The 20,467-nt window shown below is 59.9% G+C and carries 19 protein-coding genes; 7 read left to right on the top strand and 12 right to left on the bottom strand.

Annotation, left to right across the window (positions count from 1 at the left end):
* Positions 1-90: 90 nt before the first annotated feature.
* From A4R35_RS23845 to A4R35_RS04800, 8 genes are all read right to left on the bottom strand, one after another.
* On the bottom strand, positions 91-996 hold the full coding sequence (locus tag A4R35_RS23845; protein ID WP_146747115.1) for a hypothetical protein: 906 nt from the start codon (positions 994-996) through the stop codon (positions 91-93).
* 391 nt (positions 997-1,387) lie between these two features.
* Complete coding sequence (locus A4R35_RS24175) at positions 1,388-1,561, bottom strand: hypothetical protein (RefSeq protein ID WP_170293482.1); 174 nt, start codon at positions 1,559-1,561, stop codon at positions 1,388-1,390.
* A gap of 27 nt (positions 1,562-1,588) precedes the next feature.
* Positions 1,589-1,948: a ribosome silencing factor gene (rsfS, locus tag A4R35_RS04825; RefSeq protein WP_223258202.1), complete on the bottom strand. Its 360-nt coding sequence runs from the start codon at positions 1,946-1,948 to the stop codon at positions 1,589-1,591.
* A 318-nt stretch (positions 1,949-2,266) separates the two neighbouring features.
* Positions 2,267-3,778, bottom strand: coding sequence for a GTP cyclohydrolase MptA (mptA, locus tag A4R35_RS04820; protein ID WP_112427064.1), 1,512 nt, complete (start codon positions 3,776-3,778; stop codon positions 2,267-2,269).
* 195 nt (positions 3,779-3,973) lie between these two features.
* The gene (locus A4R35_RS04815) at positions 3,974-5,959 is read right to left on the bottom strand and encodes a protein kinase domain-containing protein (RefSeq protein WP_112427062.1); all 1,986 of its coding nucleotides are present in this window, start codon (positions 5,957-5,959) and stop codon (positions 3,974-3,976) included.
* A gap of 247 nt (positions 5,960-6,206) precedes the next feature.
* Entirely contained in the window at positions 6,207-7,019 is an 813-nt protein-coding gene (locus A4R35_RS04810) for a PIG-L deacetylase family protein (RefSeq protein WP_112427060.1), read from the bottom strand.
* Positions 7,020-7,238: 219 nt separating this feature from the next.
* The gene (locus tag A4R35_RS04805; protein ID WP_112427058.1) at positions 7,239-8,225 is read right to left on the bottom strand and encodes an HhH-GPD family protein; all 987 of its coding nucleotides are present in this window, start codon (positions 8,223-8,225) and stop codon (positions 7,239-7,241) included.
* Between the two features lie 60 nt (positions 8,226-8,285).
* On the bottom strand, positions 8,286-8,576 hold the full coding sequence (locus A4R35_RS04800; protein WP_112427056.1) for a hypothetical protein: 291 nt from the start codon (positions 8,574-8,576) through the stop codon (positions 8,286-8,288).
* A 236-nt stretch (positions 8,577-8,812) separates the two neighbouring features.
* Here A4R35_RS04800 and A4R35_RS04795 point away from each other — a divergent pair, with 236 nt between their 5' ends.
* The 5 genes from A4R35_RS04795 (at position 8,813) to A4R35_RS04775 (ending at position 13,119) form a co-directional block, all read left to right on the top strand.
* Positions 8,813-9,397 carry a hypothetical protein gene (locus tag A4R35_RS04795; protein ID WP_146747114.1) on the top strand — a complete coding sequence of 195 codons (585 nt, stop codon included), beginning with the start codon at positions 8,813-8,815 and terminating at the stop codon, positions 9,395-9,397.
* A gap of 33 nt (positions 9,398-9,430) precedes the next feature.
* Positions 9,431-10,351, top strand: a complete 921-nt coding sequence (locus tag A4R35_RS04790) for a galactose-1-phosphate uridylyltransferase (RefSeq protein WP_112427052.1) — start codon at positions 9,431-9,433, stop codon at positions 10,349-10,351.
* Positions 10,338-11,648, top strand: a complete 1,311-nt coding sequence (gene galK, locus A4R35_RS04785) for a galactokinase (protein ID WP_189361335.1) — start codon at positions 10,338-10,340, stop codon at positions 11,646-11,648. Before A4R35_RS04790 ends, galK begins: the two co-directional genes overlap by 14 nt.
* Before the next feature lie 28 nt (positions 11,649-11,676).
* Positions 11,677-12,513, top strand: coding sequence for a M55 family metallopeptidase (locus A4R35_RS04780; protein ID WP_112427048.1), 837 nt, complete (start codon positions 11,677-11,679; stop codon positions 12,511-12,513).
* A gap of 78 nt (positions 12,514-12,591) precedes the next feature.
* A complete protein-coding gene (locus A4R35_RS04775) occupies positions 12,592-13,119 on the top strand; it encodes an NUDIX domain-containing protein (protein WP_112427046.1) in 528 nt (175 codons plus the stop codon).
* Between the two features lie 146 nt (positions 13,120-13,265).
* Here the strand turns inward: A4R35_RS04775 and A4R35_RS04770 are convergent, their stop codons facing one another.
* From A4R35_RS04770 to A4R35_RS04755, 4 genes are all read right to left on the bottom strand, one after another.
* Positions 13,266-13,679 carry a hypothetical protein gene (locus tag A4R35_RS04770; protein ID WP_112427044.1) on the bottom strand — a complete coding sequence of 138 codons (414 nt, stop codon included), beginning with the start codon at positions 13,677-13,679 and terminating at the stop codon, positions 13,266-13,268.
* A 413-nt stretch (positions 13,680-14,092) separates the two neighbouring features.
* On the bottom strand, positions 14,093-14,818 hold the full coding sequence (locus A4R35_RS04765) for an HlyD family efflux transporter periplasmic adaptor subunit (protein WP_112427042.1): 726 nt from the start codon (positions 14,816-14,818) through the stop codon (positions 14,093-14,095).
* A 125-nt stretch (positions 14,819-14,943) separates the two neighbouring features.
* A complete protein-coding gene (locus A4R35_RS04760) occupies positions 14,944-16,575 on the bottom strand; it encodes an MDR family MFS transporter (protein WP_112427040.1) in 1,632 nt (543 codons plus the stop codon).
* An 86-nt stretch (positions 16,576-16,661) separates the two neighbouring features.
* Positions 16,662-17,516 (bottom strand): TetR/AcrR family transcriptional regulator, encoded by an 855-nt coding sequence (locus tag A4R35_RS04755; RefSeq protein ID WP_112427038.1) that lies wholly within the window; start codon positions 17,514-17,516, stop codon positions 16,662-16,664.
* A gap of 300 nt (positions 17,517-17,816) precedes the next feature.
* Between A4R35_RS04755 and A4R35_RS04750 the strand changes: the two genes are divergently transcribed.
* Together A4R35_RS04750 and A4R35_RS04745 are read left to right on the top strand one after the other, a co-directional pair.
* Positions 17,817-18,785, top strand: a complete 969-nt coding sequence (locus A4R35_RS04750) for an LLM class F420-dependent oxidoreductase (RefSeq protein WP_112427036.1) — start codon at positions 17,817-17,819, stop codon at positions 18,783-18,785.
* Between the two features lie 153 nt (positions 18,786-18,938).
* Positions 18,939-20,300, top strand: coding sequence for a glutamine synthetase family protein (locus A4R35_RS04745; RefSeq protein WP_112427034.1), 1,362 nt, complete (start codon positions 18,939-18,941; stop codon positions 20,298-20,300).
* Positions 20,301-20,467 lie beyond the last annotated feature (167 nt).

Here is a 20,467-nt window from a genome sequence, read left to right as displayed (position 1 = left end):
TCGCTCAAGCTTCTTGCTTGCTCTGGCCCGCGACAAGGCCGAGGAAAGGATGAGGAGCACCTGCTTGCTCATCCTTCCAAGAGAATGATATCACCTCAGCGGGCGATCTGGAAGGGAGGCTGAGCGGGGTGCTGGTGGGTCATCCGGCGAGCTGGCAGATGACGATCGCCCCTTCTGTTGACCAAAGGCGGGGCTGCGGATTTTATCCTCTGGCGCGAGGGGAGAGCGGAAGAGGCGCCAGCACCAGAGACAGCTAGCAACAAGAGCGAGTCCCAGACCCGCCAGTACAGCCAGGTGTAGCCAGCCTGGTCCGCCGGTTGACGCTTCTTCTGCTGGGATGGTAACAGCTGAGGAAGAAGGCGAGGAGCGGCCAGTATCACTCTGCCCGGTGGCTATCCCTGTCTCCACCGGCGAGGGAGATGGCAAGCGCAAAGTGCTCCAGGCTGGCTGCGTACCGGCAATGGCTGGCGCTGGCGTGCTGTGAAGCGAAGAGGCAGCCGTTTCTCTCCCTTGTGCGCTGCTTTGGGCAGCGTTTGGAGAGGCCGTTGGGCTAGCCGCCTTGGGTGTTGATGATGGTGAGGGTTGGAGCGAGGGAGCGTTACTGCTGCCGGGCGTAGGGTCGGTTGTTGAATGCCAGACCGGCGCGCCGTCGCTGATGCGGGCGAAAGACTCCTCACTGTTCAACAGAGGGACATTCACCTCATCGATGACAACCGAGCCATTGAAGAGCAGTCGAAGGGTAAAGGGTTCATTGGGAAAGAAGAACTGCGAATCCGGGAAAACTACCAGAAAGCCGTGGGCGGGCAAGGCTGAGGAGAGTGGCAACAGAAACAGTGGAGTTTGGGGGCCAGTATCGAGCGCGGCGTGGACCGCATACAAATCGACGGGCTGGTCAAGAGGGTTATACAGCTCAACCCAGGCATCGCGATTCAGGGTCGTTGTGCCAGCTGAAGAGCAGTTCCAGGGGCTAGCGGGCCGGGTCAAGACCTCGTTCAATAGGATCGCGTGAGAACGAAGTGGAGGGGGAAGAGCGCCGGGTATCGCTGAAGGGAAGGGGGAGGCGCAGCTATGTACGGCGGCGGCCTCACCTCCTTTCGCGCTCAAAGCAGACAAAAAAAGAAAAAAAGCCAAAGCAAGTAAGACCACCGTATACCGCACAAGTGCCTCCCTACTATCCTTCTTTGCTATACTTTTTGGCTTTGCTTATAGGTGTTTAGGTCTCAGTAGACAAATGAGGCAACCGGGCAACTAACCAGGACCGACCTCCAAAGCTGATCTTCGCGGAGGCCATGAGCTAACTAGCGCTCCAATGCTAGCCAGCGGAGGAGCCTGGTAGGCTCGGTCTCCACAGCTGTGGCGCAGTGGTGCCAGCACTACGCTCTTAAAATCACTGATACAGGTACTCAAACGGGATAGTGCGTCGTCGGTGCAACAGCTTACGCAGGGCTTCAACGCTGCTTTCACCGAGTGTAAAAGCGATCACTGAGCCGATGATGAAGCCGCAGATGCCGCCGAAGGCCACTCCTTCGAGGAACATGCGGTTGCGCAGAAACGTCATCATTGACCACCTTTTCTAGAGTAGAGTCTGTTATTGCAGGTAAACTACCGTTTTCGCCTCGCTCCACAGGCGTTCGAGCCGGTAGTACTCCCGCTCTCTTGGCCCGAAGATATGGACGATCACGGCGCCGAAATCCAAGAGGACCCAACCGCTGGTGGCATCGCCCTCTTGATGGAGCAGGCTAGCGCCCTGTTTCTCCAGCTCCTCTTCCAGGGCGTCGGCGATAGCCTGAATCTGGCGCTCATTGCTTCCGCTACAAATGACAAAGTAGTCGGCGATACTGCTCAGGCCCTGAAGGTCGAGCAGGACGACATCTGACGCCTTTTTATCAGATGCCACGTCGACCGCTGTCCGTGCTAGTTTACCTGGGTTGAGAAGCACTTGTTCCACAGCGACTCTTACAGGACCTCCGTCTTGTCTGCAGCCAAGGGAGAGACAGACTCTCTCAGACTGATTCTGAATTCATTGTGCGCTCTATTGTAACGGCATTATAACACGTTGGAGAGGAGTTGTTAAGGGTCTTGTCCTGGGAAGGAGAAAACTCAACCAATTAAGGGAGAGAAGGCATGGATGGCGAGCGAAGAGGAGCCAGCCCGGTTGCTTCCGGGCTGGCCAGCGACTGGTGATCTAGCACTGGGGGCCGCCAGCAACTCAGCAGATGGACCGCTGCCAGCCACTGGCAGACAGGCCGCCAGCAGATGGGGCTACCTACTCGATGCTCTTGAGCCACTCCTCGCGGGTGGTATGGTGTTCGAGGCTCGCTTGCTCCCGAATCTCCGCTCGCAGTTCTGCCAGTGTGCCCCATCCCTCGGCCACCACATCATATTTGTGAATCGTCTCCTCGTTGCGCTGACTGGCCCAGACAAAGGTATCGGGAGGCAGATGCTCATAGCGCTCGATAACAGCGCGTAGCATCTCGCGCACGACATCCTCGACAAAGCGCGGATGAGTGTGGGCTTTGTTAACCACGTATAGCTCATCGGGGCGTTTCAGCAGCGCATAGTTCTCCGAACTCATGGCATTCTCGGCGATACTGATTAGCTCGTGGGCATCGATCAGCTCTTGAGTTCCGACCATGAGCAGCGCTCGTCCGCGTTGATTATGGGTGGCGAGCGGTGTGACCTCGAGCATTTTCTCGATGGCCTCGTCCGGCAAACCCTCCTCGCGCAGGCGAACGCGAGCGAGGGAGTGCACCATATCCTGAGCGCAAGGGCAAGCGACCATGCCCTCAACCTCGACCCCTACCAGGCGGCGAGCCCCTTTGCGCGTGGCCACGGCCTGAGCCAGCAGGCCATAGACCTCCTGGGTAGGGCGTCCCGAAATGGGAGTCCATTTCTGCAGTGGGTAGATCGTACGCAGATGAACCTCAGCCCGTAGCACTTGTTGGCGCTCGATAATGCGGCGCGCCAGCTGCTCGGCCAGCACCTCGACCCGCGGCCAGACCATCAGACTGATCTCATCCAGGACCTCCTCCAGGGCCTCACTAAAGCGCGACATATGAACGCCCGCCCTGACGGGGTCCAGGTCGGCATAGAGGTCGAAGACAACCTGGAACCATTGGGCTCGCTCGTCGCTGCCGAGCAGAATGGCTTTCTGCAGGCCTGCTACACCAACTCGTCCCAGGCGCACATGCACTGCTGGCCTGCTATTCTGAATATCATGCTCCAGTGGAACACGCAGATTGTCCGCCAGCTTTTTGACGCCATCCTGGGGTAAGGCATCCCGTAATTCGCTGATGCTGCGTCCGCTGCTCGGGTCAATCAACTCTGGGGCGATCTCTGCCAGCGGCACCAAGACAAAGGCGCGCTCTGTCATCCTCGGATGAGGAATAGTCAGATGCTCCTCATGCATCTGTAGATCATCGTAGAGAAGGATATCGATATCTATTGGTCGCGGTCCATTGCGCACGGTTGGACGGCGTCCCAGGGCGGTCTCTATGGTTTTAGCATAGGCCAGCAGCTGCTCAGCGGAGAGGGCGGTGCGTCCGGCACAGACCATATTAAAAAAGCGGGGCTGTTCAGCGTACCCCACCGGCTCTGTCTCGTAAACCGAGGAGACCCTGCTGATCTCCACAACCTCCCTCAGTCGTTGGAGCGCCGCAGCCAGATTCGCGCGTCGGTCTCCTACATTTGAGCCGAGCGCCAGGTAGACAGTATGTGTTTTAATTGGAGACTTGCCATTCGACGAATACCCGGCTGAGGCAGTCAGGTCCAAGCTCATAAAAAAAGTGATCCTCCTGGAAGCCCCTTCCATTGTTGAACGGATAGCATCCTCATCGTATTGTAACACCGGGCGGAAGGTTTTCCTTCCACCCGGGCAAGCTGGCAACGTTTGAGAGGAGTGGGCGCTGGCCTGAACCGGGCGAGGGAGGGCGCGCTGCGGAGCAGGTGCGAGGCATGCTGGAGGTGAACGAGACTATCCCTGATATTCGAAGACCCAGATGTCGCTAAAGACGGCCTCGCTGCCGTTATTGCTGTCGCCTCCCACTAGTAGCCCGATCAGACCCTCGCTGTAGGCCGAGTCTGAGTAGCTATTAATGACGAGCTGATTATTGATGTAGAACCTGAAGGAGGAGCCATGTGCCAGGACCATGAGCATGTTAGGGACGTTATAGCCAGTCTGAATGGCGTTGGAGTGGGTCCAATCGATCAGCGTCAGCCAGGCCTGGGGATTTGTTCCCGCGGCGCGCACGAAGCGATACTGTCCCTGGCTATTGATTTCAAAGACATAGAAACTGGGCGTCGTCGGATCGAGACGAAAGACCAGGCCGCAGAAGTCGCCGCGCAGCAGGCGTGCCTGAACCTTGATCACGGCGTCGGTCATATGTTCCTGGCTTGAAAAGCACCAGGCGGCCTCATGCGGTCCCAGAGTCTGCACATGGTAGCCTTGGGCCGAGAAGAAGCACTGGCTGCCGGAGCTGGCCCAGCCGCCGCCGGGATTGCGCAAGTCGTACTGATAGAGCAGGTTCCCAGCACCGACCGAGGAGGAGATCCCAGCGGTGGCCTGGGCCCGCGAGCGCGCGAGCTGGGTGGCCATCAAGTTATTCTGAGCAATGGCGGTCTGAGTGGCCTGCAGTTGTTGAGGACTCAGCCCGGGGCTGCCGGAGCCGGCCCCTTTGCCGGCGGAAGGTGCGCTCCGCCAGAGGCTAACGAGCGGCACAAAAAGCAGAGCTAGGAGTACACAGGCAGCGATAAGTGAGAGCAGGCGAAAACGACGGCTCGGCAAGCGCCTGATGGTAGCGCTTGCCTCTAGCAGCGTGCTCTCGCTGGCCACTACTTCCTGGGGAGGGGAAGCGGCTAAAGCGTTCTCGCTGTCGCTTTCCTTACTCTGGCTATCGAGATCAGGTTGCTCTGGCAGGTCGGTGAGAGGGAAAAGCTGGGGTGTGGCCGGAGGGCGCACCATTTCCCGCTCTTCATCGGGGACAATAAAGGTCTCTTGCTCGGCCAGGCGAGAAGGGCTGGGCGTGGCCTCGGCCTGACTTTCCTCGGCGATCAACGTCGAGTCATCGTTGCCCGGTGTGGGCGTGGCGGTGCTCTGATCCTTCAGCGTCACTGATCCGGGCCGGGATCGGGGGCTGCGACCGCGCTCCTGCTGCAAGGCGCGCCAGTAAGCGGTGGCCAGTTCCTGGGCCTCCTGGTAGCGCTCGTTCGGATCTTTGGCGAGGGCTTTGAAGATCACTTCTTCAACGGCGGGGGGAATCTCGCTATTGAATTCGCGTGGCGAGGGCGGTGGCGTCTGGATATGGCGCAAGAAAATGGCGACTGGCGACTCAGCGGTAAAGGGTACACGCCCGGTAAGCATCTGGAAGAGCACGACACCCAGTGAGTAGATATCGCTGCGATAGTCGCTGATACCGTTCGACTGCTCTGGGGCCATATATTCCGGTGTGCCGACGATGGTGCCGTCGCTGGTCAGCGATTCGGCTCCCATGATAGCCTTGGCCAGGCCAAAGTCGGCAAGATAGGCATAGCCGTCGGGTCGCAGCAGAATATTTGATGGCTTGACGTCGCGATGAAGAACGCCGTGATCATGGGCATACTGCAGCGCTGAAGCGATCTGATCGAGGAAGCTGGCTGCCTCTTCCAGGGTCAGCCGCTTGCGCCGGTGTAAATAGTCGCGCAGCGTTCCTCCCTCGACATAGGGCATCACAAGATAATACCAGGGGCTCTGCTCCCCAAAGTCATAGAGTGGCAAAATGTGATCGTGGGAGAGTGCGCCAACCGCCAGCGCCTCCCGCTCAAAACGGCGAATAAATGACTCATCTCGTCCGTAGAGTACCTTGATGGCGACCTGCCGTTTGACGCGGCGGTCGTAGGCCACATAGACTTCGGCCATGCCTCCTTGGGCGATGCGGCGGCGTAGTTCATAGCGCCCAAGCGTGAGTCCTTCGATCCCCTTCATCCTATGACTCCTGATCCGTTGCCTCGCTCCGGTAAAATGATGGCTACCTCCAAGCTGGCCGTTCTATTTCTTTCTCTTTTCTGGCTAGAAAGCCCCTCTGGCCTATAACGCATCTGTTGATGACCGGGCCTTATTATATCTATTTTTCGGAACAAGTATGGATCATTTTATGACCATCATACCATATGGAAAGCCCCCGGCAGGTGGTGCGCACCACCTGCCTGCAGGAAAGTACCCTTCTGCTGGTCTAGCGGTAGCGAGGGGTCCAGTAGCGTTCGAGATGGACGGTCTCCACCGGGCGAATGTTGTGGGTGTACTCGTCCATCAATTTGTACATAGATTCTTTATCGCCGAAGATCGCGGCGATCTGCGAGGCATACATCTGGGAGGCTTCCTGGCGTAGGGGAAGCAGCTCAGACATCTCGACGTAGGCTGGCTCCAGCGTATCGCCGAACTCGTGCAGGCGCCTCTCCAGCTCGCCAAGGCGGGTGACGTACGGGAAATCTTCATAGAACTTGACGTTGGCGTGGCGCTGCACAAGGCGATCGGCTGCCGAGCAGACCAGCTGATGATCGACGTGGTGACCCACGCCAAGGGGGGCGTACCAGACGGTATCGGGGAGTTGCTCGCTCAGGCTCACCAGCAGCTGGCCGAGCTGCTGATCAATGCTCAGGTCGGCGGGGTGAATGCTGCTAAACAGCTCCTCCTCGCGTGTATAGTGAGGGGGATTCCCGCGATAGATAGCGTCTGGATAGTCCAGCCAGAGATAGTCTGCTCCGAGGTAATCCAGCGCGCGGGCGTCCTCGCGCCGTCGGGTCTCTACTGCCTCGCGCGCATCGTGGCCAAAGCCCATGCTCTGATGGACGGCGGTTGCCAGCGCGCTAAGGGGCTGGTTGGCTGGTGGCAGGCCGGCGAAGACAGTAATGACCAGAGGATGCAGGCCGCAACTGGCCTGCAGCGCGATCGTTCCACCGCAGGAGAAGACGACGTCGTCGAAATGAGGAGAGAGAAATATATGTCGATGCTTTCTGGCGATATCGGCAATACTTTGTAGCTGCAAGGGTAAGCCCTCCCGTGAGTAGTTCGATCAAGACCACTGGATGCAGGTGGCCCCGCGGGATGCTGATGGGGCCGCGGTCTCCACGCAACATATCATACACTATGTTGCAATGCAATGGAGACAGTTATTGCCTCAGCGGGAGGGCTAACTGGGGCTGATGACGCAGCGAGACTAATGCCTGGAGCAGCCCTCACGAGCGCCGGGCGAGCAGGGGCGAAACTATGGCAGCCGTACCCCCTCTTCCTCCTGGTAATCGACCAGGCCATCGCGGGCCAGGCGACTGACAAGCCGTTGGAGCCAGGGGAGATCGGCCTCGGTGTAGGACGACTTGATGCGCGGCCCTAGCTCGGCCAGGGAAAGGCGCTGCTCTGGTGGCAGGGTCCGCAGCAGAGCGACGATACGGCCCCGGAAATAGCGATCGCTTTGCGTGAAAGGCTGGGCCTGATAGCCGCTCTTCTTCTCGGCCACTTTGCGCAGGGTGCGCAGGACCGTTCCCGAAGGAAAGAGACTCTGGGCGCTCAGTTCACGGTAGGCTGCGCAAGCTGCGCCGACGGGACAGCGCTCGCACTGCGGACTGGCACTTGTACAAATCATGGCTCCCAGGTCCATGAGGGCTTGATTCCACTCATAGGCCCGGCCAGGAGGCAAGACCTGCTCAGCCAGGGTCAGTGTCTCGGCATCGCTCAGGCGTGGCTCTGGATGTTCCAGGCCGATGAAGAGCCGATGGAGCACGCGGCGAATGTTGGTATCGACTGTGGCGACTTGCCGGTGATAGGCGAAGCAGGCAATGGCCCCGGCAGTGTAGCGTCCGATTCCTTTGAGCTTGAGCAGCTCCTCTACGCTGTCAGGAATGCGCCCCTGGTAGTCGCTGACAACCTGGCGGGCAATGGCCTGCAGACGCACGGCCCGCTGGTTATAGCCCAGGGGCACCCAGGTTGAGATGACCGCTGCCGTTGGCGCCGCGGCCAGGTCCGCTACAGTGGGGAAGCGGCTCAGAAACTCATGATATTTTGGAATGACGCGCTCTACCTGGGTCTGCTGGAGCATGATTTCGGAGACCAGAATGGCGTACGGGTCGCTGGTCGCACGCCAGGGCAGCGGACGCTGCTCGTGGGCGTACCACTCTAGCAGAAGATGATGAACCCGCGCGAGCTGCTCGGGCGCGGGTTGCGCGATGGCCGAGGATGACGGTGAGCTTCGACGCATAGTTCCCTACCTGCTTCCTCCCTGGCGGATCAGCCTCTGGTACTGGTAGACGCTGCCTTATTAGCTGCGTCGCACGACAGCGTCATCAGACCTTCCCCGCCCATCGGGGCCGGTGGGAGAACTTGAGCCTGTCCCACGACGGCCTGCAAGCGAGAGGAGGGTTTCACCGCCCTCCTGCCAACAGCGGGCATCGGGGGCCGGCAGGTTTTCGCAAAGAATCCAGTCGCTGGCATCTCTGAGGACATGCCCCTTGATGCACTTTGCGTACTCGATATGCTCGTTCAGCTCAGGATCATCGGGTCTGATCCCGGGGGTGGCGATCTTGGGCACAAAAAATTTACACCAGGGCACGGTATGGTACCTTCCTTGTTGCGCGTGTGATGAGATGAAAACGTGGCTGAGCGGCTAGACTGCGCCCAGGCTGTTTGCATTATACCCCATCTGCCGGCCCTGAATCTAGAGGAGAGGACTCTCGCCCGGCTGCTGGCTGGCCCGGCAACTTTGCCAGGGGAGACGAGGTCGCCCATCAGGAGAGAAGATGATATGATAAGAAAGTCAGATTTATTCTCCTTGGAGAGGTGTGCTCTGTGTTAGCACAAGAGGTAGCTGTGCTCGATGGGGATTCTCCCCTCTGGGAACATGCCAGGGGCCTTTTGAATGCCGCTCTCTTGCTGGAGCAGCAGGATGAAGGCTATGTCTGGCATGGCTGGACCAGAGGACAGATCGAGGCCTTTCTGCGTGGGCTGCCCTCGCCCTGCTGCCTGGTGGTGGCTGTATGGCAGGCTGCCTTACCGGAGCGGACTGCAGCTCATGCGTCTGATGGGAGGGCTGCTGAACAGCTCATGCTGGGCCTGGTTTGTGAGGTGGTGGAGGGCGAGGTCCGCTCACTGCGGACGTTTGAGGCCCTGCGGGCCGCAGGACTGAAGGCGGTGGATGCGTTGGAGCCAGGCTATGAGGATGGCCTGGCTATTCTGCGTGCCGCCCATGCGCTGGTCGCTCCTGTGGCCTGGGCTTTGTTCACCGACTGGCAGACCTGGAATGAGTGGCTGTATGGCTCAGATGAGGCACAGCCGCCGGAGGGCGCGGTCGATAAGGGGGCGCTGCTGACCGCCCTGGCTCAGGCCGGTCGCTGTGTGCTGCTGGGAACGCAAACGGCCCATCGCTATCTGTGAACGCTGTCTTCTCAGGATGCAGGCAGGGATGATATGCACGAAGACTCGAACGCTTTGGTATGGAATCCTATTTTGCGTCACTATGTGGTCAATGCACCACACCGTATGCATCGCAGGGAAGGAACAGATCAGTGCCCTTTTTGCGCCGATGTACGCGAAGGGCGAGTCGGATCAGAATCTCAGGTGTGGCTACATCCCAACGATTTTCCTCCCTTTCGTCCACCGGTCGGTGAGGCTTATGTAGTGATCTACCACCGTGATCACGAACGAACGTTTACCCGCCTCAGCGTGCCAGAGGTTTGCGCAGTGACGCGGCTCTGGCGCGAGCTGTATTGCGACCTGAGTCAACGCTATGCGGCGGTGATGATCTTCGAGAACAGCGGTACGAGCATCGGCCAGACGCAGTTTCATCCGCATGGCCAGGCGTATGGGGTCTCGGTGGTGCCACCGCTGCTGGAGCGGGAGCTGGAGACGGTGAGATTGGAACTGGAGGCGGGACGCGGCTGCCCTTTCTGCCGGGTGCGGACTGAGCTGGAGAACAGTCCTTACGAGATCGCGGCGAACGCCAGCTGGCAAGTCTTTCTTCCCCCCTATGTGCGCTATCCCTACGAAACGCATCTCTATCCGCGACGCCATATTGCCGATCTGGCGGCGGCCAGTGATGAGGAGCTGACTGATCTGGCTGCCTTGCTCTTGCAGGTGATCCGTGCCTACAATGCTCTCAACGATGGCTTTATGGCTCCCATGCCCTATATGCTTGGTATCCATCAGCTGGCTGATGAGCGTTTTCATCTCCATATCGAGATTCTGGCAGTTGGGCGGGCGCCGGGCAAACTGAAGTATGCCGCCTCGTCCGAGATGCTCTGGTCGCTGTGGACCAACGATTCATCTCCTATTCAAAAGGCGCAAGAATTGCGAGAAGCGATCGCGAGGGTTGCTCATGGTAGCGAATGATCCGAGAAGGCTGCCGCCTGCCGCCCAGTTAGCGGTGGAGCAATTTTCGATGGTCTTTGGCATGGACGAGGGGCAGAGCGATGCCCAGGCCGCGCTGGGGGTGGCCTGGGCGCCTGGGCGAGTCAATCTGATCGGTGAGCACACTGATTATAATGAGGGCTTTGTTCTGCCATTGGCGGTTGACCGTGTAGTTGCCTTCGCCGGGCGAATGCGAAGCGATGGGCACGTCCGTCTCTGGTCGCGGCAGTTCCAGGAGCTGGCTGAGATCGAGCTAGAGGGTTTACCCGCTACCTTCGGGGCTCAGGCGGCGCGGCTACCCGCCTGGGCGCGCTATGTACTGGCGGTCTTGGGTGAGCTAAAGGCGGCTGATCTGGCACTGCAGGGGTTCAACGCGGTTCTGCATGGCGATGTCCCCTTGGGAGGGGGAATGAGTTCTTCGGCGGCTCTGGAAGTAGCGACGGCCTGGGCGGCGTCCCTGTTCTCAGATGGTCGCTTTGCTATTGGGAAAGGGGCTGCGGCCTCAACGACCCTGGCGCCCCTGGAGGTTGCTCGTCTCTGCCAGCGCGCCGAGCATCTGGCCTCTGGAGTACGCTGTGGCATTCTTGATCAAGCTGCCTCGTGCCTTGGACGCCCTGGCCATGCTCTGCTGCTTGACTGTCGCTCACTAGACTTTCGCTATCTGCCCTTTGAGAGTGATGAGGTGGCTCTGCTGGTGGCTGATACCCATGTGCGGCGTGAGCTAGCGGCTTCGGCCTACAATGAGCGGCGCCAGCAGTGCGAAGAAGCCGTACGCTTGCTGGCGGCACAGTTGCAGGCTGAGGCGGAGGCGGGTGAGAGAGCAGTAAAGCCGCAGATCACCGCTCTCCGCGATGTGACGCCGGAGCTGTTTACACGCTATGCTTGCCGGCTGCCCGAGGTGCTCCGGCGGCGAGCCGGCTATGTAGTGGCCGAAAATGCGCGGGTGCTAGAGGTAGCACATCTACTAGAGCGGGGGGAGGTAGAGGCGGTTGGTCCCTACCTTTGGCGGACACACGCAGGGCTGCGCGATGAGTACGAGGTGAGCTGTTTGGAGCTTGACGTGCTCGTCGAGATTGCGCGTCGGGTCGAGGGGGTGTTGGGGGCGCGTATGATGGGGGGAGGCTTTGGTGGCTGTACCATCAACCTGGTGCGTAACACTGCGATAGAGCAGTTGACGGAGGCGATCCTGAGCGAGTATCCGCGCCAGACTGGGCGGCAGGCGAGTGTCGAGGTCTGCCGGGCGGCTGGTGGCCCTGGCGCGCTCTACCTACCGGCATAAATTGCACAGTGTAAGGAGCCAATCAGCAATGAAGCTCTTCCTATCGACTGATTTTGAAGGCACCAGTGGCATTGTGGCCTGGGAACAGATTATCGAGGGGCAGCCAGAATACGCACAAGGGCGCCTTCTGTTGACGCGTGAAGTCAATGCTGTCATCACTGGGGCCCAGGAGGCCGGGGCCAGAGAATTCGTGGTCAACGATGCCCATCACTTTATGCGCAATCTCCACCCGCAGGAGCTAGCCGGTGAGGCCACTTTAATCAGCGGTCGCCATAAGCCTCTCTATATGATGGAAGGACTCGACAGCAGTTTCGCAGGCGTCTGCTTTGTCAGCTATCATGGCTCGATTGGGGCGGAGCGAGCCGTGCTCTGCCATACCTATAGCCCGGCGGCCATTTGGGAGGTACGTCTCAACGGGCAGGTCGTAGGTGAAGCGGGCATCAATGCTCTGGTGGCAGCCCATTATGGCGTTCCGATCATTCTGGTCAGTGGCGACGACGTGACGGTCCAGGAGACAGCAATCGTGGCGCCCGCTGCTGAGAAGATCGTCGTCAAACACTCTCTTGGGCGTTTTGCCGCTGCCCACCTCCATCCAACCAGAGCCTGTGAGCTGTTGCGCGCGGGAGCACAACGTGCCGTTGAGCGCCTGGCTCAGGGTGAGCGTCTGGAGCCACCCAGTTTCAAGCTGCCAGTTCAGCTGGAAGTCACCTTCTTAGTGGCCGACATGGCCGAGATGGTCTGTAGTTTGCGAGGCGTTGAGCGGACGGGGGCGCGTACGGTTTGCCTCAGTGGTGACAATCTTCTGAATATCTACCGCCAGTTTGTGGCGGTCGTCGTGCTGGCGCGGGCCCTCGCTGATCGCTAGGGCAGAGCCAGGCGGCACAGTTCAATGAAAGCTGCTTGCCGGCGTGCTCTTCTCTTCTTTGGAAACGCGAGGTGATCGATGATTGAGTTTGTCTATCGCTACTGTCCTCTTTGTGCGACTCCCTTGCGCGAGCAAATCGTAGGAGCAGTGGCGCGACCGAGCTGTCCGGCCTGTGGCTTCGTGCTCTATCTTAGCCCAAAGGTCGTGACTGTCGTTGTCATTGAGCATGAGGGACAGCTCCTGCTGGGTCGGCGTGAGATCGAGCCTGGACGGGGGAAGTGGAGCTTCTGCAGTGGCTATGTTGATCGTGGTGAAGAGCTGGAAGAGGCAGCGCTGCGCGAAGTGAAGGAAGAGACCAACTTGAGCGTCGAGTTGCTTGACCTGCTCGGTCTCTACAGTCGGAAGGGCAGCCCGCACCTGCTGGTAGCGTATCGAGCGCGTCCCCTGGCCGGCTCGCTAGACGGCCTGGCCCCACAGCCAGGAGAAGTCAGCGAGCTGGCCCTCTTCCGTCCAGAGGCTGTGCCCGAGCTGGCTTTCCCGTTTGATTATGACATTCTGCGCGATTGGCAGGCGCTGGTCAGTGGGGCCAGGGTACAGCGCCGGTAAGCCAGCGTGCTCTCTGAACCGATCAGTAAGAAGTCAGGACCAGGGAGAGCCTTCATCATGATCATCATGATGGATGGCACAGATGGCGTCACGCGTCTTGTGCCGCTCCCTTTGCTCCCTGGCCCTGTTAGGTAGGTATGAAGAGGTCAGGATTGGCTAGGCCCTGGCTCCTGCGCCTCGGCGCCGGCGTTGTTTGCAGCCTCCGCCGGAGCTGGTAGCGAGCGTTCGATACGCTCCACCACCTGGATCAGGATATCCAGGCGCTGCTCCAGCTCTGCCGACTGCTGATGAAGGGTGCGAAGCTGTGTCGCCAGGGCGTGCAGCTCTGGGTTGAGCAAGGCCAGTTCATGGCCTCGGTAAGGCGCCCGATGATCTTCTCCGGCTGGAAGCGCCTCCCGCTCCTCAGACTCAAGAGCGGGAGCCACCTCAACGTGCGGCGCAGCCGAGGATGGGCCTCTCGACGAGAGGTCCTCGGCTGATGTGCTTCTGATCACCCAGATCAGAGCTATAATGGCCAGCAGACCGAGGACGAGTGAGCCTCCTGAAATGAGCAAGACCACTGCTTTGCTCCTTTTCTTGAGCGCTTCAAATCGCTGATGAGTAAGCTTCTTCTTTCGTCCTTCCCTCCCTGACTTTCCCTCCGGCTTCACGTTCCCAGGCTGGGCTAGACTGCTCTAACAGACGCGAGGACAGTTCCAGACAGGCCAGGCCAGTGCGGCCAGGTTTGTGGTGGACGGGCTGTTTGCGAGTGCCTGAGAAAAGAGGCAGGCGACAGCTCGCTAACTGAGGGGGCTGCTGCCCCTGATTCTGTCTCACCTGAACTGCTAGCTAGCGTCCTGGCTACCAAACCCGATTGCTGGGGCTGGCCTCGCATCATCGGTGGGCGAGCGTCTGCCCCCACCATCGCACTCCTCTCGTGAGCGAGGTTGGTAAGCCAATGATGGGTGGCAGTGGCTCGCCGGTGGAGTTTTCTTTAGTGAAGATGGATCGTCACTTCGGCGCTCATTCCTGGCATCAGGGTCTTGCCAGAGGTGCCATCCAGGTTAATAATCACCGGGATGCGCTGGCCGACCTTGGTGAAATTGCCACTGGCGTTATCCTGTACTGGGAGAAGCGAGAACTCCGAGGCGGCAGCCTGGACAATCTGCTTCACATGGCCTGTGAACTTTGTGTCTTTATATGCATCGATTGTTATATCGACGCTCTGACCAGTTTGGATATTATTGATAGCATTCTCATCGACGTAGGCCGTGATCGTCAAGTGGCTGGGATCATAGATCTCCAGCAGTGGGGAGCCAGCGATCACCTGCTGGCCGGGGACAGCCGCAACCTGGATCACCGTGCCGCTAATAGGGCTTGTCAGAGGCAAGGCCCGCGCCGTGCTCGTGCGAGTAGCAGCTGTAGGCGCAGTTGTAGTCTGCGCTGGCGCGGCAGCGCTAGCGCTCGCCCCGGTTGTGGCGGTAACCACAGGCGTCAGTTGGGCCACTGTCTGGCCAGTGTTCACATGGTCACCCAGGTTGGCGCTCAGCGTAGTCAGCGTGCCGCTGGTTGGGGCGCTGATTGTCACAATCGGAGCCGTTACCTGAGCATCATCGGTGCTATAGTACGTATAGTTATAGTAAATCCAGTAGGCGATCCCTCCAGCGATCGCGAAGAGAGCGACCACCGTCAGGACAGGGACCAGAATCAGGCGTCTCATCTGAATCACACTCCTCAGTTAGCCTTCTTGATCGCGCAAGGCGGAGTAAGCAAGCTCGGACTCCGTGCGGATTGCCTTGGTCGTAGAGTCATGGCAGAACCAGGTCGCCAGTAGGATGGGCGAGGCTAGCCAGCAAACATGGTCTCCATTGTGGCAGCCGTGCGCTCCTCGCTGGCCTCGGGGACACCGCGGCGGCGCGCCCAGCGAGGACGGACGCCCGAGCGCACGAAGAGCGTCGCCACCATCGCCAGCACCGTCGCCACCAGGGTCACGCGGAAGGCGTCCTGCATCGCTAGCACATAGCTGCGCTGCTGTAGCAGCTGAGCGATCAGCTGCAGGGCCGCATTGTAGGCCGAGCGAGCATCAGCTCCTTGCAGGATAAAGAGAGCCTGGATGCGCGGGATCAGCTGGCCCAGCGGCGAGCTGGCGGTCACCATCTCCGCCAGATGACCGAAATGAATCTGGTTCTGTGTCTGGACCAGCGTAGCCAGCACGGCGATGCCCAGGGAGCTAGAGACCGAGCGCGTGACTGTGCTGATCGAAGAGGCCTGGGCCAGCTTCTCGGGGCGAATCGTTGAGAGGCTGGCTACAGCCAGTGGCTGTACCGAGAGACCAAGGGCCACGCCACGCAGGACCAGAATCCACTGGAACCAGCCGAAGGGCGAGTTGACCGTGATCGTCGTCAGCTCCCAGTTGGCCAGGGCCAGAGCCAGCAGGCCCGGAATCATTACCGGACGCACTCCGAGTCGGTCGACCAGCACTCCGCCTAACACCGAGCTGACCATCGAGGCCAGGGCCTGGGGCAGAAGGAGTAGGCCGGCCTGGAAGGCGCTCAGCCCGCGCAAATCCTGCAGGTAGATCGGGAAGAGAAACAGACCTCCAAACATGCCGAAGATGATGAAGACCTGGGCGATGGTACTGGTTGTAAAGGGGCCATTGGCGAAGATACGTAAGTCAAGCAGTGGCTCGCCCCCGCGTGCTGCGAGCATCAGCTCGATGGCTGTGAAGATGGCCAGCGCCAGCACGCCGGCGAGCAAGAAGCCGCGTACCAGTGTCGAGCCCCAGCCGTAAGTACTGGCCTCCGAGAGGGCGTAGAGCAGGGAGGCCAGGCCAGCAGCGGCAAAGACAAAACCCGCTGCATCGAAGCGTGGCCTGCGCTCCACCGGCTGCTCACGCAACAGGAAGATCGCCAGCAGTACGGCCACAATACCGACCGGCACATTGATGTAAAAGATCAGCTGCCAGCCAGCGTACGTTACCAGGTAGCCGCCCAGGGTTGGGCCGATGGCGGGCGCCAGCAGAGCCGGAACTCCGAAGAGGCCCATGCTCATCCCGCGCTCCTCGGGAGGGAACTCCCTGAAGGCCAAGGCCATCGAGAGCGGGAAGAGCGAGGCGCCGCCGATGCCCTGCAGGATGCGGAAGAAGATCAGGGCTGGCAGGCTCCAGGACAGGCCGCAGAGGGCCGAGCCAAGCGTAAAGGCTGCCAGGGAGATGATATAAAAGCGTTTGATCCCCAACGTATCGGCGAAGAAGGCCGCCGTTGGCGTGACCACACCCTGGGTCAGAATATAGGCCGTCAGCACCCACTGGACCGTGTGCAGATCGGCCCCGAAGGCAGCTTGCAGGTGGGGAATGGCAATATTGACGATGGTCTGGTCCAGAATCGACATGAAGACGCCAATAATCACCACAATCGCCACAATCCACTTATAGGCCAGACCACCTCTCCGCTGCCCTGTTTGCTCGCTTGCTTGCATACAGCAAAGCTCCTCTCCTCTATCGCGAAACTCACTTACTCACACAGCGCGGGAACCAGTCTCGGTTGGTTGCACTCCTTATGTAGCTAGACTCGCTCGCGTTGATCGCAGGGTACCATGCCGTAAAAGAGCAGATCGACCAGCTGCTCGATCAGCTCTTCACGCGAAAACTGTCTCACAGACAGCTGGCTGAGCAGGTCCCGTGCGACGACCCGCATGACGAAGATCGAAGCCAGAATCTGCACAATCAGCTCCGGGGCAAAGGTGCGCCGAAAGCGACCCTGCTCCTGCCGCGTGCGCACAAAGTTGATCAGGATCTTACGATTCTCCGTCAGCACCCTTGCCAGAATCTGGGCTGCATCAGGGTGGCTGTGGATCAGCAGCATGGCCAGGCGTAACAAATCACCCTGGGGGGCAGCCATCAACGTGTCGTGGAAAGCCGCCACAATGCGGTAGACTGCCGTGCGATCATCGATCTGGCCCTCCTCGGCCTCATGCACAGCTTCGGCAATAGCGGACTGCAGTGTCCCATGCGGAAGGTAGTGCCTGATCAGGGCTGTGAGCAGCTCCTCTTTCGTATGGAAGTGCCAGCAGAGGGTACCACGCGAGACCCCTGCCTCAGCCGCGATCTCATCCAGCGTGGTGGCTGAGATCCCCGAGCGCGCAAAGGCACGCAGCGCCGCCTCCAGGATCAGGGCACGGGTATCCTGGGCCGGCCTCTCGCGCAGCAAGCCACGCTCTACCAGCGTCGCTCGCAGCTGCTCTTTGCCGCCAGCAAAGTGGTAGTAAAAAGCCGGACGCGACAGTTTGGCCTCCCTGGTGATCTCCTCGACGGTCACTTCCTCAAAAGGACGACTGCGCAGCAAGCTCTCCGTTGCCTGAATCAGGCGCTCTTTGCCTCTGGCTCTGGCGTCGCCAGGTTCAGGATCGCGCTCAGCCATGATGACATCGACTCCCCGGAAGCAAGCAGACTGTACTATCCAAAAACAGTAACTGTACTGTTTAGTCCAGACGTTTGTCTAATATAGACAAGGAAGTTGGGGATGTCAAGAGGCAAGCGCTGATTGCGGGCTGGAAGGGGGAAGAATGGGTCAGGTCGAAGGGGCTGGACATAGTATATAATGGGCAAGGGCAAGGCCAGGCGGGCACTGAGGCTGGATGTCTGCGCTGCTCTGCTGGAGGGAGTGAGTGAATCCCCCTGGCGTGCCCAAGGGAGAGACGTACATGAGGAGAGAGCTATCATGGCGTTACGATTTGGCCTATTGGTCCCCCAGGGCTGGCGTCTTGATCTGGTAGGTATTGCTGACCCGGTTGAGGCTTATGAGACGATGACGCGTGTGGCCCACGAGGCCGAGGATCTGGGTTTTGATTCGATCTGGCTCTTTGACCACTTCCATACCGTGCCCCAGCCGTTGCAGGAGAAGACATTCGAATGTTGGACGAGCACAGCGGCTCTGGCACGTGATACGCGGAGGGTGCGTATTGGGCAGATGGTGACCTGTAGCGCCTATCGCAATCCGGCGCTCTTGGCGAAGATGGCGAGTACCGTTGATGTGCTCAGTCATGGACGGCTGGACTTTGGCATTGGGGCTGGCTGGTACGAGCATGAGTGGCGCGCCTATGGCTATGGCTTCCCGGCGGCTCCGGAGCGCCTGCGCATGTTACGTGAAGCCGTACAGATTATTCTGAAGATGTGGACCGAGGAGGAGGCCTATTTTGAGGGGCGCTATTATCAGGTTCACGGGGCCATCAACCAGCCCAAAGGTGTGCAGCAGCCACATATTCCCTTGCTGATTGGTGGCGGCGGTGAGCAGGTGACCTTGAAGCTGGTGGCCCAGTATGCCGATGCCTGCAATGTTGGCCATCTCGATCCGGCGGGGATTGCCCACAAATTCGCGATGCTCAGACAGCACTGCGAGGCTATTGGGCGCGATTATCAGACGATCAGGAGGACGGTACTCTTTAATTGTGCTATTGCGGAGACCGATGAGGAGGCCATGCGCAAGGCTCAGCAGTCCTACATGGGGCGCAATGTGCCGCCTGAGCAGTTGCGCGAGCGCGAGCTGGTGGGCAGCCCCGAGACGATCCGCCAGCGTTTGGCGGCCTACGAAGAGGTCGGGGCTCAGGAAGTGATTGTCTATCTCCCTGATGCCGCCCAGCTCGATTCGGTACGTCTCTTTGCCCGCGAGTGCATGGCCAGACTGCGCTGAAAAAGTGCCTTCGGGGGGCGGACACGAGCGACACGCCTGCTGTATACTAGCAGCAGCAAAGCAGGCACGAGCTGACAGAGTGGAGGCCCTCGAGGCGGGCCTTCCGTTTCGCTCGGTGGCAGGCTGTGTTCAGAACCAGCAAGGAGGGTCCCTATGGATATCAGCGATGTCGTGCGTCAAGCTCGCGCGGCCAATGTGCGTCTGGTGCGTTTCCTCTATTGTGATAATGGGGGAATCATTCGAGGCAAGGCGACCCATGTCGAGAAGCTGGCGACGCGCATGCGCGAAGGCATTGGGCAGACGCTGGCAATGCAGGCGTTCACGGGGGTTGAGACCCTGGCTGCGGTCGAAGGAATGGGGCCGGTGGGTGAGTTCCGTTTGCTTCCAGATCCGCAGACATTTGTCGTGCTGCCCTATGTTCCGGCCAGTGCCAGTATGCTGTGCGATATGGTGCGCCTGGATGGTCAGCCCTGGGAAGCCTGTCCGCGCACCTTTCTGAAGCGGATGGTGGCGCGTCTGGCTGAGCAGGGCATGCGGGCCGAGGCAGCCATCGAGCATGAGTTTTATCTGGCGCGCGAAGTGGGAGGGCGCTTTGTGCCGGCGGACCAGAGCCTCTGTTACAGCAGCATCGGGCTGGATGAGCAGGCCGAGGTCATTGATGCTATCCTCTCGGCTCTGGAGGCCGTTGGGCTATCGGTGGAGCTGTTCCATACCGAGCTGGGGCCGGCCCAGCAAGAGCTGTCGATCCGCCATGCCGACGTTTTGACCGCGGCTGATCATGTCTGTCTGGTGCGTGAGGTGGTGCGTGGGACAGCGCGTCACTATGGTCTCTATGCGACCTTTGCCCCCAAGCCGTTTCTGGACCAGGCCGGCAGCGGGGCCCACATTCACTTCAGCCTGTGGGGGGCAGAAGGCAGTCCCCAGGCGGGCAAGAATCTCTTCTATGATCCGCAGGAGCGCGGTGGCTTGAGCCAGACAGGCAAATATTTCATCGGTGGGGTCCTGCGCCATCTGCGGGCGCTGGTGGCGCTGACCTGTGGCAGCCCCAACTCCTACAGCCGCTTGCTGCCGCACTTCTGGAGTTCGGCTTACACGGCCTGGGGCTACGATAACCGTGAGGGGGCCATTCGGGTGCCGTCGCCCTTCTGGGGGCGGGAGGCCGAATCGATCAACCTGGAGCTGAAGCCCTCTGATCACAGTGGCAATCCCTATCTGGCGCTGGGGGCCTTAATCGCAGCGGGTCTGGATGGTATCCAGCAGCGGATTGAGCCGGGGGAGCCGGTCGAGGTTGATCCGGGCAATCTCAGCGATGAGGAACGCGAGCGGCTGGGCATCCGGCGGCTGCCAACGACGCTGGAGGAGGCTCTGGACGAGTTGGAGCGGGATACGGTGCTGCTGGAGGCGCTGGGGCCGCTGCTGGCGCGCTCCTATCTGGCCGTCAAACGGGCAGAGGCCGACTTTTTCCGCGAGAAGACGCCGGAGGAAGTGGCCAGTCAGCATTTCTATAAGTACTAGCCACTCGCCGAAAGTACTGGGGGTAACAGGCGGGTAGAGCAGCGCTGGCGAGCCGCCTGTCCGTGGAGGGCTGCGGTGACTGAAGCTTGCCCGCCCTGGCTGCAAGAAGGCGATAGCCTGCGCTGGGATGATACAATAATGTGCAGGCTGTCGCATTTTTCTGCCTC

This window comes from Thermogemmatispora tikiterensis (assembly GCF_003268475.1).
Lineage (GTDB): Bacteria > Chloroflexota > Ktedonobacteria > Ktedonobacterales > Ktedonobacteraceae > Thermogemmatispora > Thermogemmatispora tikiterensis.
The sequence above is the reverse complement of the archived record's forward strand: the minus strand, read 5'-3'. Positions and strand labels throughout refer to the sequence as shown.

Coding starts and splice junctions, on each gene's coding strand:
- A4R35_RS24175 (WP_170293482.1), bottom strand. CDS start 1,561: ATGATGACGTTTCTGCGCAACCGCATGTTCCTCGAAGGAGTGGCCTTC.
- mptA (WP_112427064.1), bottom strand. CDS start 3,778: ATGAGCTTGGACCTGACTGCCTCAGCCGGGTATTCGTCGAATGGCAAG.
- A4R35_RS04815 (WP_112427062.1), bottom strand. CDS start 5,959: ATGAAGGGGATCGAAGGACTCACGCTTGGGCGCTATGAACTACGCCGC.
- A4R35_RS04805 (WP_112427058.1), bottom strand. CDS start 8,225: ATGCGTCGAAGCTCACCGTCATCCTCGGCCATCGCGCAACCCGCGCCC.
- A4R35_RS04790 (WP_112427052.1), top strand. CDS start 9,431: ATGCACGAAGACTCGAACGCTTTGGTATGGAATCCTATTTTGCGTCAC.
- galK (WP_189361335.1), top strand. CDS start 10,338: ATGGTAGCGAATGATCCGAGAAGGCTGCCGCCTGCCGCCCAGTTAGCG.
- A4R35_RS04780 (WP_112427048.1), top strand. CDS start 11,677: ATGAAGCTCTTCCTATCGACTGATTTTGAAGGCACCAGTGGCATTGTG.
- A4R35_RS04775 (WP_112427046.1), top strand. CDS start 12,592: ATGATTGAGTTTGTCTATCGCTACTGTCCTCTTTGTGCGACTCCCTTG.
- A4R35_RS04765 (WP_112427042.1), bottom strand. CDS start 14,818: ATGAGACGCCTGATTCTGGTCCCTGTCCTGACGGTGGTCGCTCTCTTC.
- A4R35_RS04760 (WP_112427040.1), bottom strand. CDS start 16,575: ATGCAAGCAAGCGAGCAAACAGGGCAGCGGAGAGGTGGTCTGGCCTAT.
- A4R35_RS04755 (WP_112427038.1), bottom strand. CDS start 17,516: ATGGCTGAGCGCGATCCTGAACCTGGCGACGCCAGAGCCAGAGGCAAA.
- A4R35_RS04750 (WP_112427036.1), top strand. CDS start 17,817: ATGGCGTTACGATTTGGCCTATTGGTCCCCCAGGGCTGGCGTCTTGAT.
- A4R35_RS04745 (WP_112427034.1), top strand. CDS start 18,939: ATGGATATCAGCGATGTCGTGCGTCAAGCTCGCGCGGCCAATGTGCGT.